General features: G+C 74.3%; 12 protein-coding genes and 1 pseudogene. 8 read left to right on the top strand and 5 right to left on the bottom strand.

Annotated elements, in window-relative coordinates:
• Positions 1 to 270 precede the first annotated feature (270 nt).
• Together ACH4PY_RS14975 and ACH4PY_RS14980 are read left to right on the top strand one after the other, a co-directional pair.
• A complete protein-coding gene (locus ACH4PY_RS14975) occupies positions 271 to 1,458 on the top strand; it encodes an LLM class flavin-dependent oxidoreductase (RefSeq protein WP_398181240.1) in 1,188 nt (395 codons plus the stop codon).
• A gap of 275 nt (positions 1,459 to 1,733) precedes the next feature.
• Positions 1,734 to 3,119: pseudogene (locus ACH4PY_RS14980) on the top strand (glycoside hydrolase family 18 protein); the annotation flags it as partial.
• Here ACH4PY_RS14980 and ACH4PY_RS14985 read toward each other — a convergent pair.
• Together ACH4PY_RS14985 and ACH4PY_RS14990 are read right to left on the bottom strand one after the other, a co-directional pair.
• Entirely contained in the window at positions 3,086 to 3,322 is a 237-nt protein-coding gene (locus ACH4PY_RS14985; protein ID WP_398182113.1) for a glycine zipper domain-containing protein, read from the bottom strand. The pseudogene ACH4PY_RS14980 and the gene ACH4PY_RS14985 sit on opposite strands and share 34 nt — an antisense overlap.
• Before the next feature lie 385 nt (positions 3,323 to 3,707).
• On the bottom strand, positions 3,708 to 5,489 hold the full coding sequence (locus ACH4PY_RS14990; protein WP_398181243.1) for a putative bifunctional diguanylate cyclase/phosphodiesterase: 1,782 nt from the start codon (positions 5,487 to 5,489) through the stop codon (positions 3,708 to 3,710).
• Between the two features lie 337 nt (positions 5,490 to 5,826).
• On the opposite strand from ACH4PY_RS14990, the gene ACH4PY_RS14995 reads away from it, so the two are divergent.
• Both ACH4PY_RS14995 and ACH4PY_RS15000 read left to right on the top strand, forming a co-directional pair.
• Positions 5,827 to 7,155: a M6 family metalloprotease domain-containing protein gene (locus tag ACH4PY_RS14995; protein WP_398182116.1), complete on the top strand. Its 1,329-nt coding sequence runs from the start codon at positions 5,827 to 5,829 to the stop codon at positions 7,153 to 7,155.
• Positions 7,148 to 8,458, top strand: coding sequence for a M6 family metalloprotease domain-containing protein (locus ACH4PY_RS15000; protein WP_398181246.1), 1,311 nt, complete (start codon positions 7,148 to 7,150; stop codon positions 8,456 to 8,458). Before ACH4PY_RS14995 ends, ACH4PY_RS15000 begins: the two co-directional genes overlap by 8 nt.
• A gap of 10 nt (positions 8,459 to 8,468) precedes the next feature.
• Here the strand turns inward: ACH4PY_RS15000 and ACH4PY_RS15005 are convergent, their stop codons facing one another.
• The 3 genes from ACH4PY_RS15005 to ACH4PY_RS15015 form a co-directional block, all read right to left on the bottom strand.
• Complete coding sequence (locus ACH4PY_RS15005) at positions 8,469 to 8,897, bottom strand: OsmC family protein (protein WP_398181250.1); 429 nt, start codon at positions 8,895 to 8,897, stop codon at positions 8,469 to 8,471.
• Between the two features lie 117 nt (positions 8,898 to 9,014).
• A complete protein-coding gene (locus ACH4PY_RS15010; protein ID WP_398181253.1) occupies positions 9,015 to 9,608 on the bottom strand; it encodes a histidine phosphatase family protein in 594 nt (197 codons plus the stop codon).
• Positions 9,609 to 9,715: 107 nt separating this feature from the next.
• Positions 9,716 to 10,405 carry a TetR/AcrR family transcriptional regulator gene (locus tag ACH4PY_RS15015; protein ID WP_398181256.1) on the bottom strand — a complete coding sequence of 230 codons (690 nt, stop codon included), beginning with the start codon at positions 10,403 to 10,405 and terminating at the stop codon, positions 9,716 to 9,718.
• 268 nt (positions 10,406 to 10,673) lie between these two features.
• Here ACH4PY_RS15015 and ACH4PY_RS15020 point away from each other — a divergent pair, with 268 nt between their 5' ends.
• The 4 genes from ACH4PY_RS15020 to ACH4PY_RS15035 all read left to right on the top strand — a co-directional run bounded on the left by ACH4PY_RS15020 (position 10,674) and on the right by ACH4PY_RS15035 (position 16,097).
• Entirely contained in the window at positions 10,674 to 11,663 is a 990-nt protein-coding gene (locus ACH4PY_RS15020; RefSeq protein WP_398181259.1) for a phosphatase PAP2 family protein, read from the top strand.
• A gap of 207 nt (positions 11,664 to 11,870) precedes the next feature.
• Positions 11,871 to 12,944, top strand: a complete 1,074-nt coding sequence (locus ACH4PY_RS15025) for a hypothetical protein (protein ID WP_398181262.1) — start codon at positions 11,871 to 11,873, stop codon at positions 12,942 to 12,944.
• A 169-nt stretch (positions 12,945 to 13,113) separates the two neighbouring features.
• Complete coding sequence (locus tag ACH4PY_RS15030; protein WP_398181265.1) at positions 13,114 to 14,730, top strand: hypothetical protein; 1,617 nt, start codon at positions 13,114 to 13,116, stop codon at positions 14,728 to 14,730.
• Positions 14,727 to 16,097: an AAA family ATPase gene (locus ACH4PY_RS15035; protein WP_398181268.1), complete on the top strand. Its 1,371-nt coding sequence runs from the start codon at positions 14,727 to 14,729 to the stop codon at positions 16,095 to 16,097. The genes ACH4PY_RS15030 and ACH4PY_RS15035 overlap by 4 nt, the downstream gene beginning before the upstream one ends.
• The last annotated feature ends 92 nt before the right edge of the window (positions 16,098 to 16,189 follow it).

A 16,189-nucleotide genomic window follows, 5' to 3' on the forward strand; every position in this document is an offset into this window, starting at 1 on the left:
CCGGCAGTCCGACCGGTTTCCACGATAGCCCCAAAGCCGTTATGGGAAGAGGAGGTTGGCGCGTTCTTCCCGTGACCGCGGCCGTATATGCAGGAAGGGGCCTGTCTGGCATATGCCGACGGCATTGCCCGATTTCCGGATGCAGCGATTTCCGGCCGGGAACAACCCCGCGGTCGCTCCGGTTGTCCTTTTCCGGAGCATTCCGCGCGCCCGGCGCGCGCGGGCCGAGTGCCACGAGCGGCACGCAGGAGCAACGAGGAGGCATCGGCCGTGGGTGACGAGCAGGCCCGAACGGACGGCGGTAGGAACGGCGGGACGGACGGCCGTACGGGTGGTGGCGGGCAGCGGGAGCGGCGCCCCGCCGGGCACGGGATCCGCGGGGTGGTCCGCGGCAGCGCGCCCGTACCGCTGTCGGTGCTGGACCTCCTGGGGGTCGGGGCCGGGCTCACGGCGGGCGACGCGCTGCGCACCAGCGTGGAGATCGCCAGGACCGCGGAGACGCGCGGCTACCACCGGATGTGGGTGGCCGAGCACCACTCGATGCCGGGTGTGGCCAGTTCCTCGCCCGCGGTCATCCTGGCCCACCTGGCGGCCCACACCCGCACGCTGCGGCTGGGCTCGGGCGGGGTGATGCTGCCCAACCACGCGCCGCTGGTGATCGCGGAGCAGTTCGGCACCCTGGAGGCGCTCGCCCCCGGGCGGATCGACCTGGGCCTGGGCCGCGCGCCCGGCACGGACGGGGCGACGGCGGCGGCGCTGCGCCGTACCGAGGGCCTGCACGAGGGTGCGGACGACTTCCCGCAGCAGCTCGCCGAGCTGACCCGGTTCCTGGACGACGACTTCCCGCCCGGTCACCGCTTCTCCCGGATCCACGCGGTGCCCGGCCCGGTGCAGGGCAGCGCGGAGGGCGGGGTGCAGTCGCCGGACCGGCCGAGCATCTGGCTGCTGGGCTCGTCCGGGTTCAGCGCCCAGCTGGCCGGGGCGCTGGGGCTGCCGTTCTCCTTCGCGCACCACTTCTCCGCGCACAACACCATCCCGGCGCTCGCGCTCTACCGCGAGTCCTTCCGGCCCTCGGAGGTGCTGGACCGCCCGTACGCCTCGATCGGGGTGTCGGCGCTGGCGACCGAGGACCCGGAGGAGGCCCGCCGCCAGGTGATGGCGGGCGCGCTGGGGATGCTGCGGCTCCGGATGGGCCGGCCGGGGCTGACTCCGACGCCGGAGGAGGCGGCGGCGTATCCGTTCAGCCCCGCGGAGGAGGAGTTCCTGTCGTCCTGGACCGGCAACGTCATCCACGGCGACCCGCAGACGGTGCGCACCGGGCTCGACGAGCTGGTCGCGCGGACCGGTGCGGACGAGCTGGTGATCACCGCGAACGCGCACACACCGGACGTCCGGCTGCGTTCGTACGACCTCATCGCGGACGCGTACGGGTTCCCCAAGGACGTCTCCGCGAGTTAATTGCCGGTAACTCGCGACCCGGTGGTCCAACGCCGAACCGACCGCGGGGCTGAACATCACGCAGGGTCAAAGCCGCTCGTCACCCGGTTGACGAGCGGCTTTGCTCATGTCGTGAACTGACAACGGGCCGCGCCGGGCCGGAAATTGGTCTAGTCCTGGCTTTGGTTCAGACCATTGACGTGCACTTGATCAGGGGACTATCCATACCCCGCAGCCCCCTGTTGTTCCTCCCTCTCCCCCCGGAGGTTCTTGTGCAGTCCAGGAAGAGAGCGTTCGTGGCCGCGGCCACGAGCGCCGCGCTCGCCCTCGGCGCGCTCACCGCGCTCGTCGGCGGACTCGGCACCGCCCAGGCGGAGTCGTCCTCGACGGCGGCCCAGCCCGCCGCGGCGGCGGCAGCGTCGAGTGGCGGTGTCAACATCGCCTACTACGACCAGTGGAGCATCTACGGCAACGCCTTCTACCCCAAGAACCTCGACACCGAGGGCATCGCCGGCAAGCTCGACATCCTCAACTACTCGTTCGAGAACATCGACCCGACGAACCTCACCTGTTTCGAGGCCACGAAGGCGTCCGACTCCACGAACGAGAGCAACCCCAACGCCGGTGACGGCGCGGGCGACGCCTTCGCCGACTACCAGAAGTCCTTCGGGTCGGACATCAGCGTCGACGGTGTCGCCGACACCTGGAACCAGCCGCTGGTCGGCAACTTCAACCAGCTGAAGAAGCTCAAGGCGAAGTACCCGAACCTGAAGATCGTCATCTCGCTGGGCGGCTGGACCTACTCCAAGTACTTCTCGGACGCCGCCGCGACCGACGCCAGCCGCAAGAAGCTGGTCAGCTCCTGCATCGACATGTTCATCAAGGGCAACCTCCCCGTGCAGGGCGGCTACGGCGGCACCGGCGCGGCCGCGAACATCTTCGACGGCTTCGACCTGGACTGGGAGTACCCGGGCTCGCCCAACGGTCACGTCGGCAACCACTACAGCCCGAACGACAAGGCCAACTTCACCAAGCTGGCCCAGGAGTTCCGCACCGAGCTGGACGCCTACGGCGCGGCCAACGGCGGCAAGAAGATGCTGCTGACCGCGGCGATGCCGTCCGGCCAGGACAAGATCGCGAACATCGAGACCGACAAGATCGGCCAGTATCTCGACTACGCGAACATCATGACGTACGACATGCACGGCGCCTGGGACGCCACCGGGCCCACCAACTTCCAGGACCCGCTGTACCAGTCGCCGAGCGACCCCTCCACCGCGGTCGCCCCGGGCACCGAGAAGTACAGCGTCGACCACGCCATCACGGCCTGGACGAGCGGCAACTCGGCGTACGGCATCCCCGGCGGCTTCCCCGCGAACAAGATCACCATGGGCTACCCGACGTACTACCGCGGGTGGACCGGCGTGAGCGCGGGCAGCAACCACGGCCTCTACTCGTCGGCCTCCGGGCCGTCCCAGGCGCGCGGCATCAGCCAGGTCGCGGGCACCGCGTACTACAAGGAGCTGACCGGCGTCGTCGACAACCCCGCCGACACCTTCTACGACCCGGCCACGCAGTCCAACTGGTTCTACAACGGCAACGAGTTCTGGACCGGCCTCGGCGCCCAGGCCATCCAGGCCAAGGCGGACTACGCGCACTGCCACGGGCTCGCCGGCTCGATGATGTACTCGCTGCTCGACCTGGACCCGGCGGCCACCCTCTTCAACAAGATCGTGGCGGCCACGAAGGGCTCGGCCTCGGGCTGCTCGTCCCCGACGACCCCGCCGACCACTCCGCCCACGACGCCGCCGACGACCCCGCCGACGACGCCGCCCACCACTCCTCCGACCACGCCCCCGACCACTCCGCCGGGCGGCACCTGCACCCTGCCCTCCTGGTCGGCCTCGGCCGTCTACGTCGGCGGCAACCAGGTCTCGTGGAAGAGCCACAAGTGGCAGGCCAAGTGGTGGACCACCAACGAGGAGCCCGGTACGACCGGTGAATGGGGAGTCTGGCAGGACCTCGGTTCCTGCTGATCCCTCCGGGGGCCGGCCGGAAATCGGTCGGCCCCACCCCGGGGCCCGCGTCCTCCCTCCCCCCGAGGATGCGGGCCCCTTCGGGGTGCCCGGCGGCGCACGGGGGTGCCACTCGCGGCGGCGCGCGACCTTCCCGCCGTCGTGGCCGGTCGCGCAGTTCTCCCCCAGAGCTTCGCCTGGGAGGTACCCCCACGCGCCCCAGATGGTTGCCGCCCTGCGCAGCAGCGGCCCCCGCTAGCGGATGAGCCGAGCGATCGCGTCCGGCGCGACAGGCCGGGAGTAGTGCCACCCCTGACCCGTGTCGCAGCCGATACGGCGGAGCCGCTCCGCCTGCTCCGCGTTCTCCACGCACTCCGCCGTCACCGTCAGGCCGAGGCGGTGGGCGAGCTGGACGAGGGCCTCGACGATCGTCTCGTCCGCGGGGTTGGGGTGCTCGGCGGAGCGGAAGCCCTGCACGAAGGAACCGTCGAGCTTGAGGGCGGAGACGGGCAGCCGGCTGAGGTAGGCGAGGTTGGAGTAGCCCGTGCCGAAGTCGTCGATGACGATGCGCACGCCCATCTCGTGGAGCGCGTGCAACGCCTGGAGCGGGCGCCCGGCGGAGCCCATGAGCGCGGACTCGGTCAGCTCCAGCTGGAGCAGCCGCGGCGGCAGGCCGGTCTCGTCGAGGATCGCGGCGACGTCGGCGACCAGGTCGGAGTCCCACATCTGGCGCACCGCCACGTTGACGCTGACCGCGGGCGGGGCGTCGGGGTGGGCGAGCTGCCAGGCGCGCGCCTGCCGGCAGCCCTCGGCGAGCACCCAGCGGCCGAGCTGGACGATCGAGCCGTCCTCCTCGGCCAGGCCGATGAAGCGGTTCGGCGACAGCCGCCCGAAGTGCGGGTGCTCCCACCGCACCAGTGCCTCGACACCGCGCAGTTCGCCGGTGTCGAGGGCGATCAGCGGCTGGTAGTCGAGCACGAACTCGCCGCGCTCGACGGCCTGCCGCAGGGTGCGGCTGAGCGCCTGGCGGGTCATCCGGTGTTCGTTGCGCTCGGGGTCGAAGAGCGTCCAGCGGGCCTTGCCGTCGGCCTTGGCCCAGTACAGCGTGGTGTCGGCGGCCTGCATGAGCCCGGTGGCGGAGCTGCCGGGCGCCTCGCGTTCGACGACGCCGATGCTCGCGGACACCGCGAGCCGCTGCCCGGCGATGTCGAAGGGCTGCTGGAGGGCGGTGAGAACGGATTCGGCGAGCGCGGTCGCCTGCCCGGTGCCGGTGGAGTCGCGCACCAGCAGCGCGAACTCGTCGCCCCCGAGCCGGGCCACGAGGTGCCCGCCGGGCTCGGCGCAGGCCTGGAGCCGGCGGGCGACGGCGGCGAGCAGCTCGTCGCCGACCCGGTGGCCGAGGGTGTCGTTGACGGCCTTGAAGCCGTCGAGGTCCAGGTAGCACAGGCCGATACGTCCCGCGCCGCGGCCCGCCGCGCTGTCGCACGCGTCGGTGAGGCGTTCGAAGAACAGTGCCCGGTTGGGCAGTTTGGTGACCGGGTCGTGCATCCGCAGATGCCGCAACTGCTCGCGCAGCGCGTCCCGTTCGCCGATGTCCTCGACGGTCAGCAGCAGCGGGCGGGCGCCGGTGCGCGACAGCGTGATCTCGGCGAGCAGCGCGCCCCCGTCGTCCTGCCGGGTGATGCGGCGGGTGCAGCGCAGTTTGTCGCGGCGGCCGGTCAGCACGTCGTGGAAGGCGGCCCGGGCGTGCGGGTCGCCCGCCAGGCCGAGCAGCGGGCCCGCGCCGACGGCGGCCAGGCGCTCGGGTGCGGCGCCCAGCAGGGTGGCGAGCGCCGGGTTGGCGGCGAGCACGTCGCCCTCGGGGGAGACCAGCGCCATCGCGGCCCTCGCCACGGCGAAGGCGGCCCGGTAGTCGCGCAGCTCGGCCTCGTCGCGAGCTGCGGTGCCGCGTGGGCGTGGGGCAGACGTGTGACTCTGTGTGATGACCTGTGCTGTGCTGTCGGGGTCGACGCCGGGGCCGCCCGCGGGTCCGCCCATGGCCTGCTCCCCGTGTCGCGCTCGTCTCGCACGCGATCATATGGGCTGGCGGAGCGGGCGATCCAGCGTCGCCGTGGTGATTCTCCGCACGCGCTCCGGCGCACCGACCGTTTCTGCTCGAATCGGTGACGGTCCTGACCGATTCCCCGTCAGCGTCACGGAACGTAATGCCGCCCGCCGTGCGGGTGTTCGGCTCCGGAGGCCCGTGCGCGGCCCCGTGCGCCACCCGGCCGGCGCAGCCGAACGCCGCATGTCACCGCAAAACCGCGCAGAGTGGACGAGGTGTCCCGAACGGGCCCACGAACCCTCCCCGGAGGTCCATGTGCGGCGGTCAGGCATTCCGGCAGGCGACACGCCGGGCGGCGGCGTCGTCCGCTCCGCGCGTGCCGCGGCGGACGCGCCGGGGCGCCCGCGCGGGGCGCGTGCGCTGGCCGCCGGGTCGTGCGTGCTGGGCGCGATCGTCGCCTGGACGCTCGGCACCGGACCCGCCGCGCACGCCGCGCCCGTGGCCGCGTGCCTGCTGCCGCGCACCGCGGCCCACCACTCCGAGGGCCTGGTGGATGCGGCGGGCCCCGTCCAGGCGGGCACCCCGCCCGCGGGCTACCCCCGGGCGCAGGGGGACGTGAACGCGCTCATGGTCTTCCTGTCCTTCCCCGACTCCCCGCCCGCGCTCACCCCGGCGCAGGTCGCCGCCGACCACTACCCGGCGACCGCGCGGTTCTGGTCCGCGGCCTCCGGCGGGCGCTTCCGGCTGCACCTGCACACCGAGGACCGCTGGCTGACGATGCCGCGCTCGGCCACCGCGTACCGCATCAACCGCGACTGGCGCGCCGCCGACCGCACGGCCTACCTGCGCGACGCGCTGACCGTCGCCGACCCGGCGGTCGACTTCCGCGGCTACGACGTCGTCTACCTCGTCGCCGACCCGGACGCGCCCGGCGTGGACTCCGACGCCACCAAGGTCGTCAACCTCGCCCGCCCCGTGACCCTCGACGGCAACCCGCTCGCCCGGCTGGTGACCGTCTTCGAGCGCCACCCGCCCGACCGCAACGTGCTCGCCCACGAGACCGGCCACGTCTTCGACCTGCCCGACCTCTACGACCGCCCGCCGGCCGGCAGCACCGCCGACTGGGACACCCAGGTGGGCGACTGGGACCTGATGGGCAGCCAGTTCGGACTGGCCCCCGAGCCCTTCGCCTGGCACAAGTGGAAGCTCGGCTGGCTGCGCCCCGGCCAGGTCGGCTGCGTCGCCGGCCCCGGCACGTCCTACTACGACCTCGCCCCCGACGAGTCGCCCGGCGGCGGCACCAGGCTGCTGGTGCTGCGCACCGGCCCGGACAGCGTGCTCGCGGTCGAGGCCCGGACGCGTACCGGAAACGACGCGGACGCGTGCCGCACCGGCGTGCTGCTCTACCGGGTGCGCGCGGACCGCGAGTCCGGCGACGGGCCGGTCACCGTGGTCGACGGCCACCCGGGCAGCTCGGCGTGCGCGGCCACCTCCGTCTACCCGCCGCTGGCCGACGCGCCGCTCGGGGTGGGGGAGTCCTGGGCGCTGCCCGACGGCAGCGTCCGGGTGACCGTCACCGGCCGCGAGCCGGACGGCGACTGGGCGGTCAGGGTCACCCAGCGTGCGACCGGCGCCGGGGAGGCCGCCCGCGATGCCTGACGCCCCCGGCCTCCCGGGCCTCCCCGGCGGCCCCGGCCCCTCCGGCGGAGGGCGGGGGGCCGCCGTGCGGGGGCTGCGCCGCGGGGTGCGGCTCGCGGCGCTGGGGGCCGCGGGGATGCTCGCCGTCGGGAGTTCGGTGTCGGCCGGCGGCGGCCCGCCCGCGCTGCCCGCCTCCCCGCCCGCCGCCCGGCCGTGCGCTCTGCGGGCCGTGCCCGGCGTGGCGATGTCCGAGGGCTTCCCGGACTCCACGGCCCGCGGCCCGGACGCGGAGTTCGCCCCGTCCACCGGCACCGTGCGCGCCCTGACCCTGCTGATCGACTTCCCCGACGCGCACGCCCCGTACAGCGCGGCCGAGCGCTACGCCGAGTTCTTCCCGGCGGTCAGGCAGTGGTACGCCACCGCCTCGTACGGCCGGCTCGACTACGAGTCCACCCCGGTGCTGCGCTGGATACGCATGCCGCGGCCTTTCAGCGCGTACGGGATAGGCCGCGGCTACGGGTGGGACGCGCACACCGCGATGATGCGCGACCTGCTCAAGGCCGCCGACAAGAGCATAGATTTCCGCGGCTACGACCTGGTCAACGTCCTGGTCACACCCAACGCGGGCCCGCCCGCCGACGAGGCGGTGCTGTCGGTCACCTGGACCGGCGCCTCGGTGGCGACCACCGACGACGGCGCCCAGCTGAACAAGGTCTCGCTGATATACGGTCACGACCAGTCCGGCTCACGCGTCCTCAGCCACGAGAACGGCCACGCCTTCGGACTGCCCGACCTCTACTCCGCCGACGACTTCCCGCGCACCGACCGGCTCGCCGGGCAGTGGGACACCATGTCCCTGGACTGGGGCCTGCAGGGCGACCTCTTCGCCTGGCACAAGTGGCGGCTCGGCTGGCTCACCGACCGGCAGATCTCCTGCGTCACCGCGCGCGGCGCGGACACGTACACGCTCAGCCCCGTGGAAGTGCCCGGCGGGCGCAAGGCCGTCGTCGTCCCGTACGGCCCGACCCGGGTCCTCGTGCTGGAGGCGCGGGCCGCGGTCGGCGACGACAACGACGCCTGCCGGCAGGGGATACTCGCCTACCGCGTACGCACCGACGTCGACTCCGGCAAGGGCCCGGTCACCGTCCTCGACGGCCATCCCGGCACCTCCGCCTGCGACTTCAGCAGCGGCGCCTTCAACTCCCTCAACGACGCGCCCTTCACCGCGGGCCAGGCGTACACCGACAAGGCGTCCGGCGTGACCTTCCGGGTGCAGCGGCGCGACGCGGCGGGCGACTGGACGATACGCGTCACCCGCCGCTGAAGTGCACCGCTCAGCCGAGCAGTTCCGCCTCAAGGGTGATGTTCACACCCGCGAGCGCCTTGCTGACCGGGCAGTTCTCCTTGGCGTTCTGCGCGGCGGCCGCGAAGTCCTCGGCGGACAGACCGGGCACGCGGGCCTGCACCTTCAGCACGATGCCGGTGATGCCCTCACCGGGCTGGAAGGTGACGTTCGCCTGCGTCTCCACGCTCTCCGGCGGGGTGCCCGCACCGGCCAGGCCGTGCGAGAGCGCCATCGAGTAGCAGGAGGAGTGGGCCGCGGCGATCAGCTCCTCGGGGCTGGTCTTGCCGTTGGCCGCCTCGGCGCGCGAGGGCCAGGAGACCTCGTACTTGCCGACGCCCGACGAGTCGAGCGAGACGGTGCCTGCGCCGCCCATCAGCGGGCCCTGCCACTGGGTGGTAGCGGTGCGGGTGGTTGCCATGATCAAGCCTCCATCGGATACGGACCGTCGGTCGCGGCTGCGCCGCCCTGTGAACGCTACCCGGTCCCGCCGCTGTTCCCCCGGCAGCCCGGACCGATCCGCCGGGGCCGCGCGCTCTCAGCCCAAGTGGCCGGTGTCGTTCCAGCGTTCGACGGCCGGCTGCCCGTAGGCCCAGCCCAGCACCGACAGCGACGCCGGCTCCAGCCGCAGGGAGGCGCCGAAGGACGGCGGCAGGCCGAGCCAGCGCGCGCCCAGCATCCGCAGCACATGGCCGTGCGCGAAGACCAGCACGTCGTGGTGGCCGGAGCGGACCCGGTCGATCACCTCGTCCACACGCGCGGCCACGTCGTCGGGCGACTCGCCGTTCGGCACGCCGTCGCGCCAGATGAGCCACCCCGGGCGCAGCGCCTGGATCTCGGCGGGCTTGAGGCCCTCGTAGTCGCCGTAGTGCCACTCCAGGAGCGCGTCCCACTCCTTGGCCTCGTCGCCGAAGCCCGCCAGCTCGCACGTCTCGGACGCCCGCACCAGCGGGCTGGTGCGTACCTCGGTGCCGGGCAGGCCGTGCCAGGGCGCGCCCGCGAGCCGCTCGCCGAGCAGCCGCGCGGTGCGGCGCCCCTCGTCGGTCAGCGGGATGTCGGTACGCCCGGTGTGGCGGCCGGACAGGGACCATTCCGTCTGGCCGTGGCGGACCAGAAGGATGCGCGCAGCCATGCGGTGCGGCCTCTCGTGTCGTGCGAAGAACGGAAAATCCCATCATCGCTCAGACGCGCGCGGCGCGCCCGCCGGGGGCCGCGGGGCCGGACCGCCCCGGTACGGGGTCAGGCCCGCCGGGCGCGCGGGAGCAGGCCGCAGAGCAGGCCGTCGAGCCCGTACTCGTACTGCGCGGTGCCCTCGTTGCGGTCGCACAGCAGCTCCGGCCCGAGGGCCACCAGCGCCGGGTAGGCGTCCGGGTCCAGCGCCGCGATCGTGGACAGCACCCGCTCGCGTACGCCCTCCTTGCCCAGTGCGCGCGAGCGCCGGGTGTTCCACAGCGCGGAGCCGACCGTGTACTGCATGAGCGCCACGTGCGCGTGGGCCGCGTCCTCGTGGCCGAGCCCGGCCTGCTGCAGCAGCGCGAGCATCCGGTCGATCAGGCCGATCGCGTCGTCCCCGCGCAGCGGCCGTCCGGCCAGCAGTTCCAGCGCGGACGGATGATCGGTGAACAGCCGATATACCCCGAGGCACACCTCGCGCAATTCACTGCGCGGATCGCCGGAACGCCCCTGCGGAAGCTCTATCGTGTCCAGCAGCCGCTGGGCCACGGCGTCACTGATCTCGTCCTTGCCCCGGAAGTGCGAGTAGACGGCCATCGTGCCGACACCGAGCTGCTGGGCGAGGCCGCGCATGGTGAAGGCCTCGGCGCCGTCGCGGTCCAGCAGGGTCAGCGCGGCATCGAGGATACGGTCGGGGTTGAGCGAGTTGCGTGGGGCACGGCGCCGTGGGGGGCGGACCGGCTGGGTGGTGGACATCGGCTTGTCTGTTTCACGTCCTTCGCGATCACGCGGGGCGGGGAGGGCAACCCGGAGCGTCCTCACCGCGTCCTCCGCGGTGCATGCTTACCCCCCGCGCTGGGTGGTTGAACACCGTACGAGCGCTGAACGCCGCATAAACTCGGGGTTTCATCGCTTTTGCCGGGGCGGTGTGCGTACGGTTTACCGTACGTCGTACGGTAGAGGGTACGTCACAAGTCCATGACCGCAGCCCGCGGCCTTCGGAGAACCTGGAGAGACGCCCGCAATGACGATCACCGCCGCCGCGCCGCGAGCTGCCGCCTACCGCGGCAGGCTGCGCTGGTGGACCGAGCTGCCGTTGATTGCCGTGGTCTACGCGCTGTACTCCGGCGCGCGTCTGCTGGTGCGCGGTGACGTGGACGACGCTGTCGAGCACGGTGCGGACATCCTGCACTTCGAACAGCTGACCCACCTCGACCCCGAGCGCTGGTTCAACCGGCTCTTCACGCACCACGCCTTCCTGGGCGTCCCCGCGGACTTCATGTACGCGTCGATGCACTACATCGTCACCCCGACGATCCTGGTCTGGCTCTGGCTGCGCCGCCCCACCCACTACCGGCAGGCCCGCACCTGGCTGATGATCTCCACGCTCATCGGCCTGGTCGGCTTCACGACCATGCCCACCGCGCCGCCCCGGCTGCTGCCCGGGGCGCACGGCTTCATGGACACCATGGCCCAGTACGGCAGCTACGGCTGGTGGGGCACCGACGCGAGCGCCCCGCGCGGCCTCGGGCACCTCACCAACGAGTACGCCGCCATGCCCAGCCTGCACGTCGGCTGGTCGCTGTGGTGCGGCATCATGCTCTTCCGCTACGGCCGCAACACCTTCGTCCGCGTCCTCGGCGTGCTCTACCCGCTGACCACCGCGATGGTCGTCATGGGCACCGCCAACCACTACCTCATGGACGCGGCCGCAGGCGTCGCCACGATGGGCGTCGGCTTCCTGCTCTCCAGGCCCGCGCTGCGGGTGCTCGACCACTACCACGCGAAGCTCCGCCCGGCGGCGGCCGCGGCCCCCGCCCCTGTGGCTGCCACCGCCGAGCCCGCCGCGTCGGCGAAGGTCCCGGCCCCGCGCCCGGCCACCCCCGCGCAGCCGCCGGCCGAGCCCGCGGAAGCAGCCGCCGACCCGGATCCGGATCCGGGTCCGATTCCGGACCCGGCCGCCGATCCGGACGGCACGCAGGCGCAGGGGCGCAGCGAGCCCAGCAGAGCGTAGGAAGAGCGTGCCGCGGGGCCCGCCGGACGACACCGTCCGGCGGGCCCCGCGCCGTGTTCCACCTCGTCGGCGGGCTGCGGTCGTCCGTGGCCGGGGCGTTCGGCGGGCTGCGGTCGTCCGTGGCCGGGGCGTTCGGCCGGTGTCGCGACCCGCGCGACGGGCGGAGCCGGGGGCCGGTTGTCGTAGCCGGGTGCCACACTTGCGCGGGTGAGCACTACGCACCACACACTGCGGGAGCGGCTGGCCGTGCTGCGCGGCCCCGACACCGCCGCCCGGCCGCTCGACGCGCGGGCGCTCGCCGCCCTCGCCGCCAACCCCGGCTGCCGCCGCCGCTCCCTGCTGGACGCCGCGGGGGTCGACAAGGGGGCCGTCGCCGAAGCGCTGGGCGCGCCCGCCCGCTTCGGCCAGTCCCGCTTCGCCTTCTCCCGCGGCCACGCCTTCGAGGCCCGCGTCAAGGCCGACGGCTGCGCCGAACTGCTGCGGCTGCTGGGCGCCGACGGGGAACGCGCGGAGGTCCCCGACCTCGCCGCGGCAGGACCCGAGGGCCGCACCGCCCGCACCCGGATCGCCCTCGCCGAGGCCCCGCGCGGCCGCTGGACGCTGCTGGACCACCCGCTGCTCGCCCTCGACGTCGCCGGCTCCACGGTCTTCCTGGAGCCCGACGCGGTGGCCGTCGCCCCGGACGGCGTCTGGACCGTCGTCGAGATCAAGTCCTTCCCCATCCTGGACGGCGCCGCCGACGCGATGAAGGTCGGCGCCGCCGCGCGGCAGGCCGCGGTGTACGTCCTCGCGCTCGACGCGGTCGAACCCGGCCGCACGCGCAGCGACGTCCTGCTCGTCTGCCCCAAGGACTTCTCCAACCTCCCCACCGCGGACAGCGTCGACGTCCGCAAGCAGCTCGCCGTCACCCGGCGGCAGCTGACCCGCCTCACCCGCATCGAGGAGATCGCGGCGCTGCTCCCCGAGGGCACGACCTTCGACCCCGCCGCGCCCCGCCCCGACCTCGCCGCCTCCGTCGAAGCCGTGCCCGCCGCGTACGCCCCCGAGTGCCTGTCCAGTTGCGAACTGGCCTTCCACTGCCGGGAGCGGGCCCGCGCGGCGGACTCCGTCGAGGCGCTGGGCCGCGCCCTGCGCGCCGACCTCGGAGCCCTCACCACGCTGGAGGCCGTCCGCGCCGCCGCCCTCGCCCCGCCGGACACCCCCACGGACGACCCCGCCGTCCGCGCCCTCCGCCGCGCCGCCACCCTCCGCGCGGAGGCCCTCACCGAGGCGGCGTCATGAGCACGCTGTGCTGCGCCGCGCCCCGTCCTGCCTCGTGCGGTGTCACCCGCGACCAGCCCCCACCGGGGGAGAGTGGACACGCGACCGCGCGGGGAACTGCGCGGCAAGCCCCCGCGCACCCGCAGGCACGCTCCCACCGCAGGTGGCAGCCCCGGCGCGGGGAGGCCGCGTGAGCCTCATGAATGTGCTGGCGCGGGCGGAAGCCGCGGGATGTGGCCGGGCGGTCCCCGCCGCAACGGCACGACACCGCCACCTGTCGCAAAGCCCCATCGTCCTCGTCCCGCTCACGACCGCCGGCGAGGCGGGCGCACCGCTGGGCGCCATGGTGGGCACCGACCGCGCCGAGCCGACGCTCCTGGTCGTCCCGCAGCCGCTCGACCGCGAGCAGCGGTTCGCGTTCTTCGCGGGGCTCGCCGCCGCGGTCCTGCCGGTGGTGGACGCGTACGCGGACGACGTCGAGACGGAGCCGGCGACGCGCAACCGGGAAGAGACCGAGGTGTGCGCGGACGCCCCGCAGGTGATCGTGCCGAACGGCGCGGCCCTGGAGTACGTGCGGCTGATGGGCCGCTCGACCCGCTATCTGCGCACCGTCGAGGACGCCGACGCCCCGCACCCGGTGCCGGTCCCGGTGCCGCTGCTGGGGCGGTGGCTGACGCATTACGCGGAGCGGGCCCGTACGCCCGGCAGCGCGCTGCTCGTCGCGATGACGGATCTGCTCACCCGGCACTGGGCAACGGGCCAGAGCGCGATGGAGGACCAGCACCTGGGCGCGCTGCTCGGCTGGATCGACCCGCCCGAGGGGCTGGACGGCCCGGCCGCGGCGGCCCGCGCGCAGACCGGGCGGGGCGCGGACGGCCTGCTGTTCAGCCCGCCCGCGGGCCCCGCGACGGACCCGGTGTTCGACAACCGCGTCCTCGCGCCCGCCCTGGAGCGCTACGACGCGGCGCGCGCCGCGGGCGCGACGGGCCCGATGCGGGTCGCGGAGGCGGACGTGCGCCGGCTGGTCGCCTCGCAGCTGCGGCCGACGTGGGAGGACGTCTGGCGCGGTGTGGACCTGCTGCGGGCGCTTCCCGAGGGCGCGCACGTCGCGGAGCGGTGGAAGCGGGACCGCTGGTCCTTCACCGGCCACCGCGACCGGCTGCGCGCGGGGGAGCCGCCGCAGCCCCGGCGGGACGACGCGGTGACGGCGGCGCAGAAGCTCGCCGGGCGGGAGACGGCCCAGGCCCGCCTGTACGCGCAGGAGGCGCTCGACGATCCGCTGGTGATGGCGGCGCGGCGGCTGTCGGGCGAGGCGTTCAGCGGCACGGTGCGGGAGGTGGAGATGGCGTACTCGGAGGGGCGCCGCCCCATGCCCCGCCCGCTGGTGACGCTCGTGACGGCCGACTTCCCGCAGGCGGAACCGGGGACGCGGGCCTTCCGCGCGGTCCCGGACGCGAAGTCCGCCCAGACCGCGGACCTGGTGGCCGTCACCCCGGCGCACCCCGTGCCGGGCCCCCGCCCCGGGGAGGTGCACCCGGCGGACGGGCCCGCCCCCGCCGAGTGGCTCGTCACCGTGCGGCTCACCGGCGGCATGGGCGCGGGGAAGACGCCCCGCGAGGGCTCCGTCCCCGCCCCCGGCGACCGCGTGACCTTCACCTTCTTCGCGCACGACCCGCGCGGCGGACCCGCGCTGCCCGAGCCGGAGGCGACGCCCTGGACGCACGGGGGGCCGCCGGGCCAGGGCGGGCAGCAGCAGCCGCTGCCGGCCGAGGCCCCCGACACCGTGACCGCGGAGGACTTCCTGTGACGCTGGGCTCCGGTGGCGCCGCCACCGCCGACCGCTTCGACCCGGGGGCGGAGGCCGCGGCGGCGACCGCGGCGATCCTGGCCGGCACCATGAGCGGCACCGCCCGCGGGGTGGTCGTGGACTCCCCGCCGGGCGCGGGCAAGTCCACCCTCGTGGTGCGCGCGGCCCGCGAACTGGCCGCGTCCGGTGAGCAGCTGATGATCGTCGCGCAGACGAACGCGCAGGTCGACGACCTCGCCGACCGTCTCGCGAGCGCCGACCCCGATCTCGCCGTGGGCCGCCTGCACGGCGCGGACTCGCCCCCGGACCCGTCGCTGGACCGGCATCCGGGGATCGCGAAGTCCTCCTCGGTCGCCGAGCTGCGCGACCGGGCCGTGGTGATCGCGACGGCGGCGAAGTGGGCGTACGTCAAGGACGTCGAGCCGTGGCGGCACGCCATCGTGGACGAGGCGTACCAGATGCGGTCGGACGCGCTGCTCCAGGTCGCGGGCCTGTTCGAACGTGCCCTGTTCGTGGGCGACCCCGGCCAGCTCGACCCCTTCAGTGTGGTCGGCGCCGAGCAGTGGGCGGGGCTGAGCTGGGATCCGTCGGCGAGCGCGGTCGTGACGCTGCTGGCCCACAACCCGGGCCTGCCGCAGCACCGGCTGCCGGTGTCGTGGCGGCTGCCCGCGTCGGCGGCGCCGCTGGTCTCCCGCGCGTTCTACCCGTACACCCCCTTCCGCAGCGGCACGGGCCACGGCGACCGGCGGCTGGTCTTCGGGGTGCCGGGGGAGGGCGGCGGGCCGGACCGGGTGCTGGACGAGGCCGCGGAGTCCGGCTGGGGCCTGCTGGAGCTGCCCGCCCGGCACACCCCGCGCACCGACCCGGAGGCGGTACGGGCGGTGGCCGCGGTCGTCCGGCGGCTGCTGGACCGCGGCGGCCTGACGTACTCCGAGCGCGGCCCCGACCCCGCGCCGCTGACCGCCGACCGGATCGCGGTCGGCACCGCGCACCGCGACCAGGCCGCGGCCGTCCGCTCGGCGCTCGCCGCGGTGGGCGTGCCCTCGGGGCCGTCCGGGGTGGCGGTGGACACCGCGAACCGCCTCCAGGGCCGGGAGTTCGACGTCACCGTCGTCCTCCACCCGCTGTCCGGCCGCCCCGACGCCACCGCCTTCCACCTGGAGACCGGCCGCCTGTGCGTGCTGGCCTCCCGCCACCGCCACGCCTGCATCGTCGTCTGCCGCGCGGGCGTCGCCGACCTCCTCGACGAACACCCCTCCTCCGACCCGGTCCGCCTCGGCGTGACGGTGAAGTTCCCCGACGGCTGGGAGGCCAACCACGCGGTGCTGGCACATCTGGCGGAGCACCGGGTGGCGTGGCGGCCGTGAGGTGGGGTGTGGCCCCGTGTCGGCCGGGCGGAGTCCGGCGCGCCGCCGCCAGGCGGCTGTCGGGTCGCAGTCCCGACGGCTGGGAGGCCAAC

The organism is Streptomyces sp. NPDC021224, assembly GCF_044332905.1.
Taxonomy (GTDB): domain Bacteria; phylum Actinomycetota; class Actinomycetes; order Streptomycetales; family Streptomycetaceae; genus Actinacidiphila.

Coding starts and splice junctions, on each gene's coding strand:
- ACH4PY_RS14990 (WP_398181243.1), bottom strand. CDS start 5,489: ATGGGCGGACCCGCGGGCGGCCCCGGCGTCGACCCCGACAGCACAGCA.
- ACH4PY_RS15000 (WP_398181246.1), top strand. CDS start 7,148: ATGCCTGACGCCCCCGGCCTCCCGGGCCTCCCCGGCGGCCCCGGCCCC.
- ACH4PY_RS15005 (WP_398181250.1), bottom strand. CDS start 8,897: ATGGCAACCACCCGCACCGCTACCACCCAGTGGCAGGGCCCGCTGATG.
- ACH4PY_RS15010 (WP_398181253.1), bottom strand. CDS start 9,608: ATGGCTGCGCGCATCCTTCTGGTCCGCCACGGCCAGACGGAATGGTCC.
- ACH4PY_RS15015 (WP_398181256.1), bottom strand. CDS start 10,405: ATGTCCACCACCCAGCCGGTCCGCCCCCCACGGCGCCGTGCCCCACGC.
- ACH4PY_RS15020 (WP_398181259.1), top strand. CDS start 10,674: ATGACGATCACCGCCGCCGCGCCGCGAGCTGCCGCCTACCGCGGCAGG.